At 71.1% G+C, this 17,179-nt stretch carries 15 protein-coding genes; 6 read left to right on the top strand and 9 right to left on the bottom strand.

Annotated elements, in window-relative coordinates:
• Positions 1 to 14 precede the first annotated feature (14 nt).
• The 3 genes from F1615_RS03310 to ilvA form a co-directional block, all read right to left on the bottom strand.
• Positions 15 to 860 (bottom strand): ABC transporter permease, encoded by an 846-nt coding sequence (locus F1615_RS03310; protein ID WP_149547340.1) that lies wholly within the window; start codon positions 858 to 860, stop codon positions 15 to 17.
• Between the two features lies 1 nt (position 861).
• A complete protein-coding gene (locus tag F1615_RS03305) occupies positions 862 to 1,887 on the bottom strand; it encodes an ATP-binding cassette domain-containing protein (protein WP_149547339.1) in 1,026 nt (341 codons plus the stop codon).
• A 185-nt stretch (positions 1,888 to 2,072) separates the two neighbouring features.
• Positions 2,073 to 3,302 carry a threonine ammonia-lyase gene (gene ilvA, locus F1615_RS03300; RefSeq protein ID WP_149547338.1) on the bottom strand — a complete coding sequence of 410 codons (1,230 nt, stop codon included), beginning with the start codon at positions 3,300 to 3,302 and terminating at the stop codon, positions 2,073 to 2,075.
• Positions 3,303 to 3,446: 144 nt separating this feature from the next.
• On the opposite strand from ilvA, the gene F1615_RS03295 reads away from it, so the two are divergent.
• The 3 genes from F1615_RS03295 to F1615_RS03285 all read left to right on the top strand — a co-directional run bounded on the left by F1615_RS03295 (position 3,447) and on the right by F1615_RS03285 (position 4,930).
• A complete protein-coding gene (locus F1615_RS03295) occupies positions 3,447 to 3,965 on the top strand; it encodes a MarR family winged helix-turn-helix transcriptional regulator (protein ID WP_388234674.1) in 519 nt (172 codons plus the stop codon).
• Positions 3,966 to 4,164: 199 nt separating this feature from the next.
• Positions 4,165 to 4,668 carry a sigma factor-like helix-turn-helix DNA-binding protein gene (locus tag F1615_RS03290; RefSeq protein WP_149547337.1) on the top strand — a complete coding sequence of 168 codons (504 nt, stop codon included), beginning with the start codon at positions 4,165 to 4,167 and terminating at the stop codon, positions 4,666 to 4,668.
• A 13-nt stretch (positions 4,669 to 4,681) separates the two neighbouring features.
• Positions 4,682 to 4,930: a hypothetical protein gene (locus F1615_RS03285; RefSeq protein ID WP_149547336.1), complete on the top strand. Its 249-nt coding sequence runs from the start codon at positions 4,682 to 4,684 to the stop codon at positions 4,928 to 4,930.
• 6 nt (positions 4,931 to 4,936) lie between these two features.
• On the opposite strand, the gene F1615_RS03280 is transcribed toward F1615_RS03285, so the two are convergent.
• On the bottom strand, positions 4,937 to 6,094 hold the full coding sequence (locus F1615_RS03280) for a cystathionine gamma-synthase (RefSeq protein WP_149547335.1): 1,158 nt from the start codon (positions 6,092 to 6,094) through the stop codon (positions 4,937 to 4,939).
• Between the two features lie 143 nt (positions 6,095 to 6,237).
• On the opposite strand from F1615_RS03280, the gene F1615_RS03275 reads away from it, so the two are divergent.
• On the top strand, positions 6,238 to 7,356 hold the full coding sequence (locus F1615_RS03275; protein ID WP_149547334.1) for a hypothetical protein: 1,119 nt from the start codon (positions 6,238 to 6,240) through the stop codon (positions 7,354 to 7,356).
• Positions 7,357 to 7,420: 64 nt separating this feature from the next.
• On the opposite strand, the gene F1615_RS03270 is transcribed toward F1615_RS03275, so the two are convergent.
• Positions 7,421 to 8,461, bottom strand: a complete 1,041-nt coding sequence (locus F1615_RS03270) for an NAD(P)-dependent alcohol dehydrogenase (protein ID WP_149547333.1) — start codon at positions 8,459 to 8,461, stop codon at positions 7,421 to 7,423.
• 173 nt (positions 8,462 to 8,634) lie between these two features.
• On the opposite strand from F1615_RS03270, the gene F1615_RS03265 reads away from it, so the two are divergent.
• The gene (locus F1615_RS03265; protein WP_149547332.1) at positions 8,635 to 9,549 is read left to right on the top strand and encodes a helix-turn-helix domain-containing protein; all 915 of its coding nucleotides are present in this window, start codon (positions 8,635 to 8,637) and stop codon (positions 9,547 to 9,549) included.
• Between the two features lie 70 nt (positions 9,550 to 9,619).
• On the opposite strand, the gene F1615_RS03260 is transcribed toward F1615_RS03265, so the two are convergent.
• From F1615_RS03260 to F1615_RS03250, 3 genes are all read right to left on the bottom strand, one after another.
• Positions 9,620 to 12,877 carry a S8 family peptidase gene (locus tag F1615_RS03260; RefSeq protein ID WP_149547740.1) on the bottom strand — a complete coding sequence of 1,086 codons (3,258 nt, stop codon included), beginning with the start codon at positions 12,875 to 12,877 and terminating at the stop codon, positions 9,620 to 9,622.
• A 403-nt stretch (positions 12,878 to 13,280) separates the two neighbouring features.
• Positions 13,281 to 14,531, bottom strand: a complete 1,251-nt coding sequence (locus tag F1615_RS03255) for a L,D-transpeptidase (RefSeq protein WP_149547331.1) — start codon at positions 14,529 to 14,531, stop codon at positions 13,281 to 13,283.
• Between the two features lie 237 nt (positions 14,532 to 14,768).
• Positions 14,769 to 15,131, bottom strand: a complete 363-nt coding sequence (locus F1615_RS03250; RefSeq protein WP_149547330.1) for a hypothetical protein — start codon at positions 15,129 to 15,131, stop codon at positions 14,769 to 14,771.
• Between the two features lie 109 nt (positions 15,132 to 15,240).
• On the opposite strand from F1615_RS03250, the gene F1615_RS03245 reads away from it, so the two are divergent.
• Positions 15,241 to 15,567, top strand: coding sequence for an LPXTG cell wall anchor domain-containing protein (locus tag F1615_RS03245; RefSeq protein WP_167533648.1), 327 nt, complete (start codon positions 15,241 to 15,243; stop codon positions 15,565 to 15,567).
• 55 nt (positions 15,568 to 15,622) lie between these two features.
• On the opposite strand, the gene hutH is transcribed toward F1615_RS03245, so the two are convergent.
• On the bottom strand, positions 15,623 to 17,161 hold the full coding sequence (gene hutH / locus F1615_RS03240; protein WP_149547738.1) for a histidine ammonia-lyase: 1,539 nt from the start codon (positions 17,159 to 17,161) through the stop codon (positions 15,623 to 15,625).
• Between the last annotated feature and the right edge of the window lie 18 nt (positions 17,162 to 17,179).

The raw sequence follows: 17,179 nt of genomic DNA, 5'->3' as shown, positions 1-17,179 counted from the left end.
CGCCGGGGGTTTCGTCATGCCGCGGCCGAGCGGTACTTGCGCACGGCGAGCGTGCGGAAGAACGCGATGATCAGGACCGAGTAGATCAGCGAGGCCCACACCGCGTGCTGCATCGGCCAGGCGTCCGAGGTGGAGACACCGGGGTTGCCGAAGAGTTCGCGGCAGGCCTGGACGGTGGCGCTGAACGGGTTCCAGTCGGCGATGTGGCGCAGCCAGGGCGTCATGTTGCCGGAGTCCACGAACGCGTTCGACACGAACGTGACCGGGAAGAGCCAGACCAGTCCGCCGGAGGTGGCCGCCTCCGGGGTGCGGACCGACAGGCCGATGACCGCGCCGATCCAGGTGAAGGCGTACCCGGTCAGGAGCAGCAGCGCGAACGCGCCGAGCACCTCGCCGGCGCTGGTGTGGGTGCGCCAGCCGACCAGGAGGGCGACCACGGCGAGCACGAGCAGGGTGAGCGCCGTCTGCACCAGGTCGGCGAGGGTGCGGCCGGTGAGCACCGCGCCGCGCGCCATCGGCAGGGAGCGGAAGCGGTCGATGAGCCCCTTGTGCATGTCCTCGGCGATGCCCGCACCGGCTCCGGCGGTGGCGAAGGTGACGGTCTGGGCGAAGATCCCGGCCATCAGGAACTCGCGGTAGACCTCCGGGCTGGTGCTGCCGGCGATGTCCATGGAGCCGCCGAAGACGTACGAGAACAGCACGACGAACATGATCGGCTGGATGAGCCCGAAGATGACCACTTCGGGGATGCGGGCCATGCGGATCAGGTTGCGTTTGGCGACGACCAGGGAGTCGCGGATCGACTGGCCGACGGGGTTGCCGGGTGGCGCGACCCGCACGGCGTCGGTGACGGCACTCATGTCAGGGCCTCCTTGCCGGGGCGGTACCGCTGGGGGGCTTCTCGGTGTCCCGCGCGCCGTCGTCGGCCGCGGCCTCGGCGACATGACCGGTGAGGGAGAGGAAGACGTCGTCCAGGGTGGGGCGGCGCAGGCCGATGTCGTCGATCTCGATGCCGTCGGTGTCGAGCTCGCGGATGATCTCGGCGAGGAGCTTCGCCCCGCCGGAGACCGGTGTGGTGATCTTGCGCATGTGCTCCTCGACCGAGGTGTCGCCCTGACCGGGGCCGCGCAGGCTGTACTTGTCGAGGAGGGCGGAGGCGGCCGGGATGTGCTCGCGGTCGTGCACCACGACCTCGACCCGTTCCCCACCGGTGCGGGCCTTGAGCTGGTCGGAGGTGCCCTGGGCGATGACCCGGCCGTGGTCGACGACCGCGATGTCGTGCGCCAGGTGGTCGGCCTCCTCCAGGTACTGGGTGGTGAGCAGCAGCGTCGTGCCCCCGGAGACGAGCTGCTTGATCACCTCCCACAGCTGCTGGCGGTTGCGCGGGTCCAGGCCGGTCGTCGGCTCGTCCATGAACATCACCGGCGGTGACACGACCAGGGCCGCCGCGAGGTCGAGCCGGCGGCGCATGCCTCCGGAGTAGGTCTTCGCGGTGCGGTCGGCGGCGTCCGCGAGGTTGAACTGTTCCAGCAGTTCGTCCGCGCGGGCCTTCGCGGCCTTCGCCTTCATCTGGTAGAGCTGCCCGACCATCTGCAGGTTCTCGCGGCCGGTCAGATACTCGTCGACGGCGGCGAACTGGCCGGACAGGCCGATGGACCGGCGCACGGCGTCGGGGTGCCTCAGCACGTCGATGCCCGCGACGACGGCCTTGCCGCTGTCGGGCCGCAGCAGGGTGGTGAGGCAGCGGACGGTGGTGGTCTTGCCCGCGCCGTTCGGCCCGAGCAGGCCCAGGACGGTTCCCTCGGGGACCTCGAGGTCGACGCCGTCCAGTGCCCTCACGTCACCGAAGGTCTTCACCAGACCTTCGGCATAGATGGCGCCTGGCATATGAGTCTCCACGTCGTCGTGATTTCTCCGGAAAGCCTAGGTTTGCGCGCGGTGATGTGCTGAGATTTTTTTGCCCGGCACCGCAGCGGAACACGACTGCCGGACAGTGACGTGAGACTCACCATAACGCGATGTATCGCGTCCCTCAATGGAATGACACGAAGGAGTGACACCCCCTCCGGGCATCAGTCCATGACCGTGTATCCCGCCGCGCGCAGGGCCTGTTCGACCTCGGCGCAGTGCGCCGGGCCCTTCGTCTCCAGGTGCAGCTCGACCTCCGCCTCCGTGAGCCCGAGCCGTGGATCGGTCCGTACGTGACTCACGTCGAGAACGTTCGCATCGACCACTGACAACGCCCCCAGAAGCGAGGCGAGGGCGCCCGGCCGGTCCGTCAGACGCAGCCGTACGGCCAGGTAGCGGCCCTGCGCCGCCATGCCGTGCCGCAGCACCCGCTCCATCAGCACCGGGTCCACGTTGCCGCCGGACAGCACCGCGACGACCGGCCCCTCGAAGGCCCCGGGACGGCTCAGCAGCGCCGCGACCGGACTCGCCCCGGCCGGCTCGACGACCAGTTTGGCCCGCTCCAGACACAGCAGCAGCGCGGCCGACAGCTCGTCCTCGGTGACCGTGCACACCTCGTCCACCAGCTCGCCGACGATCCCGAACGGCACGTCACCGGGCCGCCCCACCTTGATCCCGTCGGCCATCGTCACCGGGTTGCGCACCGCCACCGGCCGGCCGGCCGCCAGCGACGGCGGATACGCCGCCGCGCCCGCCGCCTGCACACCGACGATCCGCACATCGGGCCGCAGCGCCTTCACCGCGACCGCGATCCCCGCGGCCAGCCCGCCCCCGCCGACACCGACGACGATCGTGCGCACCTCCGGGCACTGCTCCAGGATCTCCAGACCCACCGTGCCCTGGCCCGCGATGATGTCCGGGTGGTCGAAGGGGTGGATGAACACCGCGCCCGTCTCGTGCGCGTACTCCACCGCCGCGGCCAGCGTCTCGTCGACCACCTGGCCGTGCAGGCGCACCTCGGCGCCGTACTCCCGGGTCGCGCTGATCTTCGGCAACGGGGCGCCCTTCGGCATGAACACCGTGGAGCGCACCCCGAGCAGCGACGACGCCAGCGCCACGCCCTGCGCGTGGTTGCCGGCGCTCGCCGCGACGACACCGGCGGCCCGCTCCTCGGGCAGCAGCCCGGCGATCCGGACGTACGCGCCGCGCAGCTTGAACGACCCCGTCCGCTGGAGGTTCTCGCACTTCAGGTGCACCGGTGCGCCCACCCGCTGGGAGAGGTGCCTGCTGCCCTCCATCGCGGTGGTCCGCGCCACGCCGGAGAGCATCTTCTGCGCGCCGCGCACATCGTCGAGAGTGACGGCCCGCAGGGAACCGGCCGTGCTGTAGCTCATGGCTCCAGCATCGCAGTCCACGAGAGGCGGCGACCGGTGTGACCAACCCGCGGACTCCGCTTTGCGCAGCGCCGGTACGGCTCGCCCCCCGGCCGCGTACCCTGTCCCCCAATTAGCAGCCCTCCACGAAGTGAGCCTCCGGCCATGCCCACAACACCTGAAATGTCGATGGACATGACGACGGACCTGACAGCCGTCGGTGACACCGGTCTTCTCGACACGCTGCAGCACGAGGTGGCGCTGTTCGCCCGCCGTGCCGAACAGACGCGGCTCGGCGGGGTCGGCCAGGTGCGCCACTCGATGGACCGCGCCGCGTACCTGCTGCTCAACCGCCTCGACAAGGAAGGCCCGATGGGCGTCAAGGCGCTCGCCGGGAGCATGGGCATCGACTCCTCGACGGTCACCCGTCAGGTGGCCCCGCTCGTGGACACCGGACTGGTCAAGCGGACCTCGCACCCCGAGGACGGCCGTGCGGTCGTGCTCCAGCTGTCCCCGCGCGGGCAGGCGCGGCTGGAGGAAGTGCGCTCCTCGCGGCGTCAGTTGATGGCCGAGCTGACACAGGACTGGGCGCCGGAGGAGCGGGAGGCGTTCTGTGCGCTCCTCACGCGCTTCAACGGTGCGCTGTCCTCTCGGATGTCCGTTCAGGACCGTACGGACTCCTGACCTCCGGGGGCTGCGCCCCCGGCCCCCCTTCGGCCCTGGACGGCCTCGTCCTCCAACGCCGGACGGGCTCATTCAGCCCCTCTGGCGTCTGAGAAGGGCCGGCGGGGGCGGAACAACTCGCCGTCGGGCGTGCGCGACTCTTGACCGCGGGGTGCGCACTGACCTGATATGAGGGAGAAGCCCCGACGGGGAGGTGCGGTTGCGACCACGGCACGCGTCCGAGAACGCCCTCCGCGCCCGCGAGTTCGAGGCGTACGTCGCGGGCGCGGGCGGACGGCTGCTGCACACCGCGACCCTGCTCACCGCGGAGCCGCGGGACGCCAACCCGCGCGCGCGGCGCCTGCTGGCCCTGTCACTGGCCCACACGTACGCGTGCTGGGACCGCCTGCACGGCGAGGACCCCTACGACCACACCCGCCAGCACCTGGCGACCCGGTTCGCGCGCGGCGCGTGGCACCAGCACGGCGGACTCCTCCGCTCCCGCCCCCGCCCCGGCGGTCCGCTCGCCGGACTGAGCCCGCAGGAACGTCTGGTCCTGGTGCTGCGGCTCCGCGAGGGCATCGCCGAGGAACAGACGGCGGCGCTGCTCGGTCTGCCCGCGGAGCGCGTGCGAGCCGTCTTCAACCGCGCGATGGCGACCGTGCTGCGCCCACCCGGGCCCCCCGCGCCCGCGGTGGGAGGCGCCCGGGCGGTGCCGTCATGAGACGGGAGCCGGTATGGCGGCGATGAGACGTGAGGCGACCGTACGGCGGCTGCTGGAGCAGTCGCCGCCGCCCGTGCCGCCCGACCTGCACGCGGACGCCGTGCGGCGCGGGGCCCGCATCCTGCGGCGCAGGACGCTCGCCCGCCGCGTGCTGTGGCTGCTGCTGCTGGCGACGACCGTGGCGTTCACGGTGTGGGCGCTGACCTCCCGCCCCTGGGTGGAGCCGCCCTCGGAGACGACCCCACCCCTGACGGGCTGGTGAACGGATCTACCGGCCGAGCGCCTGCTGGAGGTCCTCGAGCAGGTCGTCGACGTTCTCGATGCCCACGGACAGGCGCACCAGGTCGGCGGGGACCTCGAGCGCGGAACCGGCCGCCGACGCGTGCGTCATCCGCCCCGGGTGCTCGATCAGGGACTCGACGCCGCCCAGCGACTCGCCGAGCGTGAACACCCGGGCCCGGTCGCAGACCTCGACGGCCGCCTCCTCACCGCCCTCCACGCGGAAGGAGACCATCCCGCCGAAGGCACGCATCTGCTTGGCGGCGACCTCGTGCCCCGGGTGCTCCGGCAGTCCCGGGTACAGGACGCTCGTCACGCGCGCGTGGCGGCTGAGCATGTCGGCGATCTTCGTCGCGTTCTCGCTGTGCCGGTCCATGCGCACCGAGAGCGTCTTGGTGCCGCGCAGCACCAGCCAGGAGTCGAAGGGGCCGGCGACCGCGCCCATCGCGTTCTGGTGGTACGCCAGCTCCTCGCCCAGGTCCGCGTCACCGGTGATCAGGGCGCCGCCGACGACGTCCGAGTGGCCGCCCATGTACTTGGTCAGGGAGTGCACGACGACGTCCGCGCCGAGCGCGAGCGGCTGCTGGAGGTACGGAGTGGCGAAGGTGTTGTCGACGACCAGCCGGGCGCCGGCGTCCCCGGCGACCTGGGCGACGGCGGCGATGTCGGTGATGCCGAGCAGCGGGTTGGAGGGGGTCTCCACCCAGACGACCTTGGTCTTCGGGGTGAGGGCGGCCCGCACCGCGGCCGGGTCGGAGGTGTCGGCCACCGACCACTCCACGCCCCAGCGGGCGACGACCTTGGCGAAGAGACGGAACGTGCCGCCGTACGCGTCGTTCGGGATCACCACGTGGTCACCGGGGCTGAGCAGCGTACGCAACAGGCAGTCCTCGGCCGCCAGTCCGGACGCGAACGCGAGGCCGCGGCGGCCGCCCTCCAGGGCGGCGAGGTTCTCCTCCAGCGCGGTCCTGGTCGGATTGGCGCTGCGGCTGTACTCGTAGCCGCCGCGCAGGCCGCCGACGCCGTCCTGCTTGTAGGTGGACACCTGATAGATCGGCGGGACGACCGCGCCCGTCAGGGGGTCGGCGGTGTTGCCCGCGTGAATCGCGAGTGTCTCGAAGTGCTGACTGATATGCCTGTCACTCATGGGCACCGAGCGTAGTGCGCGGGCGGGGCGGATGACGGGCGCGGGCGGCCGCGCGGGCCTCGTGGGACGGCTGCCGGGGAGTTTTCCACAGGGGCAGGGCACAGGGTTGGCCAATTGTCGGCGCGGTCTGGTTCGCTTGTGACATGGAGATTCTCTGGGTCCTGATCGCGCTCGTCATGCTCGGCTTCGTGGTGCTGCCGTTCCTCAGGCGCCGGCGCGGCGCGGTGGGACTGGTCCCGCCCGGCCACCCGGACGCGGCGGACCCGGCCACCTACGGCTTCGCCCGCGAGGAGGAGCTGGACATCCGCATGCCCGGCCCCGACGGGGACCTGATGGACGTGCTGGACCTGGTGCAGCGCACCCAGGACTACCGCGCGGCGCTGCAGTTGCTGGCCGGCACCGGCGCCGAGGGCGAACTGCGCTGGCAGCGCGTCCAGGCCTTCGCGGGCGCGGCCTCACTGGAGCTGGCCCAGCGGCCCGGCGGGGTGGGCGGGACGCCGGGCGGGCAGTGGCTGCGCGTGTGGCGGACCGAGGCGCCCAAGGACGCGGGCGGCGCCGCGGTGTACGCCGAGTTCCTGGTCCAGCAGGCATGGCGGACGGCCGCGCCCGGGACGGACGAGTTCCGGATCATCATGGAGGAGGCGAAGGCGGCGTGCGGCGAGGCGGCGCTGCTGGCTCCGGGTGACCCGGTCCCGTACATCGTGGAACTCTCGGTGGCCCGTGGACTCGGCTACTCCCAGCAGGACTTCGAGCAGGTCTGGCTGAAGATCCTGGACCGCGCCCCGGCCCACATGGGCGCGCATCTGGCCGCGCTGCACTACTGGTGCGAGAAGTGGCACGGCTCGCGGCAGCAGGCGTACTCCTTCGCGGAGGCCGCGGCGGCGCGGGCACCCCAGGGGTCCCTCCTCGCCGCGATGCCGCTCTTCGCGGTGTTCGAGCATCTCCCCGAGGTGACCCTGGTCGCCGGTTTCTACCAGAGCGAGGTCGTCAGCAAGGCGATCCACGGCGCGCTGCACGCGGTGCACTCGGCCCGTCCCGACGACCCGATGCTGGCGCACGTGCGGCATCTGCTGGTCTTCTTCCTGGTCCGCGCGGAGCGCTGGGCGGAGGCCATGAGCCAGCTGATACACATCGACGGCCACGTGGGCGCGGTGCCCTGGACCCTGTCCGCCGATCCCGCCGGCGAGTTCGCGGTCTACCGCGCCCTGGCGGTCGCCGGCTACGAGGCCAACGGCGGCAGCCCGGCCACGCTGCCGCACTGACCGCCGCGTACGGGTCCCCGGCCACGGGCGGAGGGCGTCGGCGGCCGGGACGCGCCGCCCGTGGTCAGATCGTCGACGTGTCGATCACGAAGCGGTAGCGGACGTCGCTGGCCAGGACGCGCTCGTACGCCTCGTTGATCTCGGCGGCGCCGATCAGTTCGATCTCCGCGCCGATGCCGTGTTCGGCGCAGAAGTCCAGCATCTCCTGGGTCTCGGCGATGCCGCCGATCATGGAACCGGCGAGGGTCCTGCCGCCGCCGATCACCGAGAAGAGGTTGAGGGAGACGGGCTCCTCGGGAGCACCGACGTTCGCCAGCGTGCCCTCCGTCCTCAGCAGGGACAGGTAGGCGTCCAGGTCCAGCGGGGCCGACACGGTCGACACGATCAGGTCGAAGGTGCCCCGCAAGGCCTCGAAGGTCTTCGGGTCGGCGGTGGCGTGGTAGTGGTCGGCGCCCAGCTTCAGGCCGTCGTCCTTCTTGCGCAGGGACTGCGACAGCACCGTCACCTCCGCACCCAGCGCGTGCGCGATCTTGACGCCCATGTGGCCGAGGCCGCCCATGCCGAGGATCGCGACCTTCTTGCCGGGGCCGGCGCCCCAGCGCTTCAGCGGGGAGTAGGTGGTGATGCCGGCGCACAGCAGGGGCGCGGCGACGTCGAGGGCCAGGCCGTCGGGGATGCGGACGACGTAGTTCTCGTCGACGACGATCGTCTGCGCGTAGCCGCCGTAGGTGGGCTCGCCGTTCTTGTCGAGGGCGTTGTAGGTGCCGACCATGCCGCCGGTGCAGTACTGCTCCCGGCCGGCCCTGCAGTTGTCGCACTCGCGGCAGGAGTCGACCATGCAGCCGACGCCGACGCGGTCACCGACCGCGTACTTCGTGACGCCGGGGCCGACCTCGGACACCACACCGGCGATCTCGTGGCCGGGGACCATCGGGAAGATCGCCTCGCCCCAGCCCTCACGGACCTGGTGGATGTCGGAATGGCAGATTCCGGCGAACTTGATGTCGATCAGGACGTCGTGCTCGCCCACCTCGCGCCGCTCGACGGTGGTCCGCTCCAGCGGAGCCTTGGCGGCGGGCGCGGCGTACGCAGCAACAGTGGTCATGCCGGGGTTCTCCTCGTGAGGTCGTGCGCCCGGCTGCCTTCGGTCCGGCCGGGCACGGCCTCCAGCCTGCGGCAACGGCCGTGGCGTACCCAGCCCACGGCTTTTCCTACGTTGGCTGTGCGTACTACTGGCGGGGACAGGATGGTGTGCGTACGACCGGGAATACTGGACACATGGACGAGCAGTACACCGACCCGGCCGGCCCCGCGAGCGGCGGCCTCGACCCGCGCGCGGGACTCAGCGAGTTCCTGCGGACCCGGCGGGCCCGGCTGAAGCCGGAGGACGTCGGCCTGCCGGACTTCGGCCGCCACCGCCGGGTCCCGGGCCTGCGCCGCGAGGAGCTGGCGCAGCTCGCCGGGGTGTCCGTGGCGTACTACACGCGGCTGGAGCAGGGCAACGGGCGGAACGTGTCGGCGGAGGTGCTGGACTCGATCGCGCGCGCCCTGCGCCTCACCGACGCCGAGCGCGCCCACCTGACGCATCTGGCGAAGCCGAAGCGGCACAGGAGGAAGCAGGCGCCCCGTACCCAGCAGACGCGCGCGGCGCTGCGGCAGCTGCTGGACTCGATGGACACGGTCCCGGCGTACGTGGTGGGCCGGCGCTCGGAGATCCTCGCCTGGAACCGGATGGCCGCGGCGCTCTTCGGCGACTGGGGCCGGATGCCGGCGCAGGAGCGGAACTGGGCCAGGCTGGTGTTCCTGAACCCGGACTACCGGGAGCTGTTCGTGGAGTGGGACCAGAAGGCGTCCGACATGGTCGCCTATCTGCGCATGGACGCGGGCTGCCATCCGGACGACCCTCAGCTGTCCGCGCTGGTCGGTGAGCTCTCCGTCAAAAGCGAGCAGTTCAGGAGGCTGTGGGCCGCGCACGACGTGAAGGAGAAGAGCCACGGCGTCAAGCGGGTGAGGCATCCGCTGGTCGGTGAGCTGACGCTGCTGTGGGAGTCGTTCCGCCCGGCCGGCGAGACCGAGCAGTCTTTGGTCACCTACTTCGCGGAGCCGGGTTCCCCGTCGGCGGAGGCGCTGCGGCTGCTGGCCAGCTGGGGCGCGGACGCGAGGCGGTCGGAGGCGGACGCCGCGACTCCGTGAGAGGGAAGGTTCCCGGACGACGGGACGGCCCGCCGGAAGCACTGCTTCCGGCGGGCCGTCCGCTCACGGTCTACTTGCCGTAGTAGGCGTTGTAGATCGAGATCGTCGACTTGTTGCCCTTCTTGTCGGCGATCTTGGCGTGGAAGGAGATGGCCTTCCCCTTCGCCGGGTTCTTGACGGTGATCTTCCCCTTCTTGACCGTGGTCTTCTTCCAGGTCTTGCCGTAGTCGTAGGACACGTACACCGACAGGGACTTGAGGTTCTTGCCCTTGGCGGCGCCCTCCACGGAGACCGGGACGCCGACCTTCTTGCCGGCCGTCACCTTGCTGTCCAGACCCGTGGCCGCGAGGAAGCGGACCGTGGAGGCCGGCAGCTGCTTGAGGTCGGCGGTCTTCTTGGAGCGGAAGGTCCAGCTCGCGTCGATCCGCGTCGACGCGGCGGCGACCTTGGCGCTCCGCTTGACCGAGGTGGTCAGCTTGTAGGAGGCGTCGGCGGACGGAACCTTGAACTCCCCGTCACCGAACAGCGGGTCGTCGTTCGAGCCGACCTTCTTGCCGTTGCGGTGGAGGCTGGTGGTGACCGAGGTGAACAGCGACGAGCCGGCGTGGCCCTTGCCGTCGGCGAACAGCGGAACCATCCCGGAGATGGTGTTGCCGTCCCGGAAGAGGCCGTACTCGGAGGTGAGGCGCGGCCCGAAGACGGCCGTGTTCACGGTCTCCTTGTACGTCCTGCCGGCCTTGTAGGCCTTTCCGTAGCCGATGAGGTACCCGGCGTCGGAGACCGGCCAGCCCTCGGCGTCGACACCGCTCTGCTGCTCGAAGTCGAGGTCCCACTTCACCCCGCCCGTGGCGGACAGGTGCAGCGTGCGGGTGCCGGGCAGGCTCTGCGCGTAGCCGAACGAGGAGGCGCCGCCGCTCTGGGGCAGCATGCCGAAGGCACTGACGACGCCCTTCTTGCCGCTCGCCGCCGCGCCCATGCCCACCTTCACCGTGGCGAGGTCGCCCGCCTTGTGGTGCCGGGTGTAGCCGGTGGCGAGCTTCTTCACCTTGGCGCCGGTGACGGTGTTGTACTGCTCCTTGGTGCCCTTGCTGAAGTGGGCGTCCCACTGCTGGAACAGCGAGCCGTCGGTGATCTGCGGCCCGAGGTGGGCGGAGCGGAAGTTGTCGTACGACTCCAGCCACCAGCCGAAGGCGTGGATGCTGTCCTTGGTCTCGACGGTGTAGTCGGCCGAGGCGAACTCGGGCTTGGCGCCCTTGTCCGGCACGGTGATGTTCACCGGCTTGGCCTTGCGGGCGTCCAGCGTGATCGTCGTGCTCTTGTTGACGTCCAGCTTCGGCTGGGCGAGCCAGTCGGCGCCCTCGTACTTCTCCGGGTCGGAGCCGACGAGGACGCCGGTGTCCAGGACGTAGCCGCCCTTGGGTACGCGGACGGTGACGGTGCCGTCGGCGTCGTAGGGCTGGTACCACTGGCCGGCACCCAGGCCGGACATGCCGGTCAGACCGGCGACGTAGTTGCCGGCCGGCTTGCCCGCGCGGTCGAGGAACTTCAGCGTCACGTCGTACGACTCGACCTCGCGCTGCACCGCGGCGCCCGTGCGCACGGTCTGCCCGCCGCCCGTCGCGACCACGTACGCCGAGTAGGCGCCGTCGACCGTGCCGCCGAGCCGGGTGTCGACGGTGACGTCCACGGAGGCCTTGCCGCCCGCCGGGACCGTGACCGTGGTGGCGCCCAGCTCGAAGAAGCCGGCCGGGGCCGCCTTGCCCTTGGGGTTCGTGGCGGTCGACGTCAGCTTCAGGGTGACGTCCTCGGTACCGAGGTTGCGGTAGGTGAGCGCCTCGGTGACCGGCTTGTCGTCGGTGTGCGGCCACTGCTGGACGCCGAAGCTCAGCGACACCGGTTCGGCGATGACGGTCTGCTTGACGGCCTTGTCGACCTGGACGCGGCCCGAACCCTGCTGGAACGGGGTGTACTTGCCGCCCTTGGTGGAGCCGGTGAGCGCGCCCTTCAGCTCCGCGTGGGTCCATTCCGGGTGCTGCTGCTTCAGCAGCGCGGCCGCGCCCGCGACGTGCGGGGTCGCCATCGACGTACCGGAGATGGTCATGTACCCGGCCGGCTTCTCGCCGACCTCCTTGGCGATGTCGTTGCCCTTCGCCGAGGCGGCCGTGATGTCGACGCCGGGCGCGGTGACGTCCGGCTTGATGGCGCCGTCACCGGTGCGGGGACCGGTGGAGGAGAAGTCGGCGAGCGCGTCCTTGCCGTCGACGGCGCCGACGGTGAGGGCGGCGTCCGCGCTGCCGGGCGAACCGATCGACTGCGGGCCCTCGTTGCCGGCCGCGATGGCGAACAGGACGCCCTTCTCGGCGGAGAGCTTGTTGACCGCCGCCTCCAGCGGGTCGACCTCGGGCGTGTCCATGCCGCCCAGGCTCATGTTGATGACGTCGGCGCCCTGCGCGGCCGCCCACTCCATCCCGGCGAGGATGCCGGAGTCGTCCCCGAAGCCGGAGTCGTCGAGGACCTTGCCGTTGAGGACCTTGGCCCCGGGCGCGACACCCTTGTACTTGCCCTTGGACTTGGCTCCCGTACCGGCAGCGATGGACGCGACGTGGGTGCCGTGGCCGACCTTGTCGCCGGCGGTGGCCGCGGAGGTGAAGTTCTTGGACGCGGTCACCTGGCCCTTGAGGTCCGGGTGCGTGGCGTCGACGCCGGTGTCCAGGACGGCGATCCTGACGCCCTTGCCGTCGTAGCCGGCCGCCCAGGCCTTGGGGGTGCCGATCTGCGCCACGGACGTGTCGAGAGAGGCCTTGCGGACCCCGTCCAGCCACACGTGGGCGACACCGGAGGCGGTCTTCTCGCCGTTGGTGACGGCGTCCCACAGCTCGGACGCGTCCTCGTGCGGGGTCTGCACCGCGTCCGCGTTCAGGGACTTCAGCGTCCGGCGGACCGTGCCCGCGTCACGGACGTCGGCCTTGGCGGCCTTCGCGCCGCCCCGGTAGCCGACGATGACCTTCAGGCCCCGCTTCTGGGAGCCGCGGGTCACGGACTTGTTCAACTCGGTGACGTCGAAGAGCCGCTGGTCCAGTTTGCCGCTCGCGATCATCCGGGCGGCGTCCACCGGCAGCACGAGGGTGTGCCCGCCGGTTCTGCGGATCTGGACGGGTATGTGCTCCCGGCCCTCGGCCGGCTCCAGCCCGACCACGCGGCCCTTGGCGTCGACCGCGACCCGGTCACCCGTGATCAGAGTGATCCGGTGCTTGGCCTTCGGCGAGGACACCCCCGCCGAGGAGCCGGCGGCCGCGCGCTCCCCGTTCGCCGACGCCGGGCCGGCCATGCCCGCCGCGAGCGCCACGGCGGTCGCCGTGGCGATCGTGGCCGCGCACGCTCTCTTGACTTGTCTGCGCAAGGTTCCCCCTAGCGAAGTCGCCGGGCGAGGAAAGGGTCACCCGGCCGGGGGTGGTCTCGTACGCATGCGCGCACCCCCCGGGTCACGCAGTATGCCGGGGGGTGATCAAGCGCCTCAACCAGTACGGGCGGGGTACCGAAGTCGCCGGGTGACTGTAACGCCACCGCCGTAACTCCGTTACGAAACCGCCGGGTTGACACCGCTCAGGCGTCCGCCGCCCGTTCGGGGCGCGGGTGCCGCGGGGGACGGCCGATGCCCTCGCCCCTCCCGGAGGAGGGGACGAGGGCATCGGTCACGTGGGGTGTGGTCGCTCCGTGTCCGGAGGGTGGCGTCAGACGGCCGAACCCGCCTTCCACTGCTCCCAGCTCATGTTCCAGCCGTTGAGGCCGTTGTCCGGGGCGATGGTCTTGTCGCCGGTGTTCTGGACGACGACCACGTCACCGACGATCGAGTTGTCGTAGAACCAGGAACCGGGCGTGTTCGGGTCGCCGGCGCCCTTGGCGTCGGCCAGGCCGACGCAGCCGTGGCTGGTGTTGACGCTGCCGAAGATGGACTTGGCGCCCCAGTAGTTGCCGTGGATGAAGGTGCCGGAGGTGCTCAGGCGCATGGCGTGCGGCACGTCCTTGATGTCGTACTCGCCCTTGCCGTCGTCGTCGGTGAAGCCGACGGTCGCGCCGTTCATCCGGGTCTCCTTGAACTTCTCGGAGATCACCATCTGGCCCTCGTACGTCTTGTTCTCGGGCGCCCCGGCGGAGATCGGGATCGTGCGGACGGTCTTGCCGTCCTGCGTGACCTTCATCTGCTTGGTCTTGGCGTCGACGTAGGAGACCTGGTTGCGGCCGATCTTGAAGGTGACCGTCTTCTGCTGGACGCCGTAGACACCCTCGGCGCCCTCGACACCGTCGAGCGCCAGCTTCAGGGTGACGGTGGCGCCCTCCTGCCAGTACTCGTCGGGCCGGCAGTCCATGCGGTTGGCGTTGAACCAGTGGCAGGCGACCTCCTGGCCACTGGTGGTGGAGACGGTGACGCCCTTCTGGACGGCGGCCTTGTTGGTGATCGCCTTGTCGAAGTTGATCGACACCGGCATGCCGACGCCGACCGTGGTGCCGTCGTCCGGGGTGAAGTTGCCGATGAAGCTGTTGGCCTGGGAGACCGTGGTGAACGACGCGTTCTCGTGGGCGGCGAGGCCCTCGGAGTCCTCGGCGGTGGCCGTCACCTTGTAGGTGGTGGCGCGCTCCAACTGGGTGCTGGGCTTCCAGCTCTTCTTGTCGGCCGATATCTCACCCGCGACGGCGGTGCCGTCGGCGGTGGTCATCTTCACCTCGGTGAGCGTGCCCTTGCTCACGGTCACGGCGGCGGAGTTGTTGATGGAGGCGTTGGTGGAGCCGTCCTTGGGCGTGATCTTGATCTGCGCCTCGGACGACTTCTTGGCCGCCGCCTCGTCCACCTGGGCCTGGGAGGTGTCCTTGCCGTCGCCGCCCGAGCCGCTGTCGTCACCGCCGGAACACGCCGAGAGCACCAGCACTCCGCCGAGCAGAGCGGACGCGGCCGCCAGACCCCTGCGCCGCTTACCGTCCGTCATCACACGCTTCTCCATCGTTGCCGAATCCCAACCCCACGAGTCCCCGGCACGCAGCCGAGAGACCTCGTCCACAATCTTCAACGCTACGACCGGGTGATCCGGTTCCCCACGGCCCGGGGGTGTGGGGCTCACCACGTCCGCCGGGGCGGACGGTGAAAACGGCGGCCCGTGCGCCACTTGAGACGTCGTGAACCGGGCGGCGGTTGCCGCCCGGGGTCACGATTTCCCCAAGACGCCTCAGCCCGCCCGGCCCGCTTCGTCCTCGTCGGCCGCGTCGTAGGACTCCTCGCCGTCCTCCTCGTCGAGGTCCCACTCCGGCGAGTCCGGGTCGTAGTCGATCTGTTCACTGCTCCAGGAGGCCTGCAGGAGATCGACTCCCGGTACCCCGCCGACCAGGCCGACCGGGTCCACGAGATACGCGAGCGCCTCCGCGGTGTCCTCCGTCACAACGCTCTCGGCGTGTACCCGCTCCTCGGCGGGCATATCGCCCTCGTCCGTGATCCTGCGCAGCGCGGCCTTGGTCAACGCGTCCTCGTCGTCGACCTCGAGGACGAGCTCGACGCGAAGCCGTACAAACCGTGATGTCTCTGGAGTGCTCATCCATGGAGCCTACGGCTACGGGCTCCCGTGACTTTCCCGTGACCCGCGCCATTCACTACCATCGCCCCACACGGCCAATTCGCCAGCGCCACAAGGGGATCGATATTCCGTGTCATCCGCGCTCCGTCCGTTGCTGACCGCCACCGCCGCGGGCACCCTGCTGTGCGCCCTGTGGTTCGTCCCGTCCGCGAACGCGTCGTCGGACACCCCGGCGGGGGACGCGCCTTCGGCGAGCCCGTCCGCCCAGGTCACCGAGCAGGCGAGAGCCGTGTCCGGCACCACGTCGGCGTCGCTGGAGAGCACCGGCCAGGAGGTCCGCCTCGCGGACACCGGCAGCTTCGACAGCACCCCGTACATCATCGGCGGCACGGCCTCCCTCGCCCTCGGCGCCGGCTTCGTCGTCTATTCGGTACGCCGGGAGCGGCTGGACTTCTGACGAGACCGGCGCACGCCGAGGCCCCGCGGCGGCCTGCCCGCGGGGCCCGGCCGGGTCAGCGCAGCGGCCCGGTGACCCTCTCCACGGCTGCGACCAGCCGCCCGTCCCGCACGAACGCGTCCGCCGCCTCGAGGTCGGGCGCCAGGTAGCGGTCCGGTCCGGGGCCGCCCACGCCCGCTTCCCGTGCGGCCTCGATGACGGCCCGCGTCGCCGGCGCCGGGGTCAGGCCCTCGCGCAGTTCGACGGCCCGCGTCGCGGCGTACAGCTCCACGGCGACGACCCGGGTGAGGTTGTCGACGGCGGTCCGCAGTTTGCGCGCCGCCGACCAGCCCATGGAGACGTGGTCCTCCTGCATCGCGGAGGACGGGATCGAGTCCGCCGACGCGGGTACGGCGAGCCGCTTCAACTCGCTGACCAGGGCGGCCTGCGTGTACTGAGCGATCATCAGCCCGGAGTCGACGCCGGCGTCGTCGGCGAGGAACGGCGGCAGTCCGTGGCTGCGGTTCTTGTCGAGCAGCCGGTCGGTGCGGCGCTCGGCGATGGAGGCGAGGTCGGCCACGGCGATGGCGAGGAAGTCCAGTACGTAGGCGACCGGCGCACCGTGGAAGTTGCCGTTGGACTCCACCCGTCCGTCCGGGAGCACCACGGGATTGTCGACGGCGGCGGCGAGTTCGCGTTCGGCGACCAGCCGGGCGTGGTCCAGGGTGTCCCGTCCGGCGCCGGCGACCTGCGGGGCGCAGCGCACCGAGTAGGCGTCCTGCACCCGGGGGGCGTCGTCCTGGTGATGCCCCGTCAGCCCCGAATCCTTCAGTACCGCGAGCATGTTGGCGGCGCTGGCGGCCTGGCCCGGGTGCGGGCGGATGGCGTGCAGCTCGGGGGCGAGCACCTTGGCGGTGCCGAGGAGCGCCTCCAGGCTGAGGGCGGCCGTGACGTCGGCGGACTTGTAGAGGAGGTCCAGGTCGGCGAGGGCCATGACCAGCATGCCGAGCATGCCGTCGGTGCCGTTGAGGAGGGCGAGCCCTTCCTTCTCGCGCAGTTCGACGGGCCGGATGCCGTGCTCGGCGAGGAGGTCACCGGCAGGACCCACGGTCCCGTCGGGACCCTCCGCCTCCCCCTCGCCCATCAGGGTGAGGGCGCAGTGGGACAGCGGGGCGAGGTCGCCGGAGCAGCCGAGGGAGCCGTACTCGTGGACCACCGGGGTGATCCCGGCGTTCAGTACGTCGGCCATCGTCCGCGCGACCTCGGGCCGGACCCCGGTGCGCCCGGAGCAGACGGTCTTCAGCCGGAGGAACATCAGGGCCCGGACCACTTCCCGCTCCACGCGGGGGCCCATGCCGGCGGCGTGCGAGCGGACGATGTTGCGCTGCAGCTGAGCGCGCAGCTCCGGGCTGATGTGCCGGGTCGCCAGGGCGCCGAAGCCGGTGCTCACCCCGTAGACGGGGTCCGGCTTGGCGGCCAGGGCGTCCACGATCTCGCGGGACGCGGTGAGGGCGGCCACCGCCTCCGCGGACAGTTCGACGCGGGCACCGGCGCGCGCCACGGCGAGCACGTCGGACGCGGTCACGCCGGACGTCCCCACCACCACAGTGTGCATAGTCATATTCAGGAGCGT

The sequence above is a fragment of the Streptomyces marokkonensis genome, from assembly GCF_008312835.1.
Classification (GTDB): domain Bacteria; phylum Actinomycetota; class Actinomycetes; order Streptomycetales; family Streptomycetaceae; genus Streptomyces; species Streptomyces marokkonensis_A.
This window is presented reverse-complemented; position numbering and strand designations above follow the sequence as displayed.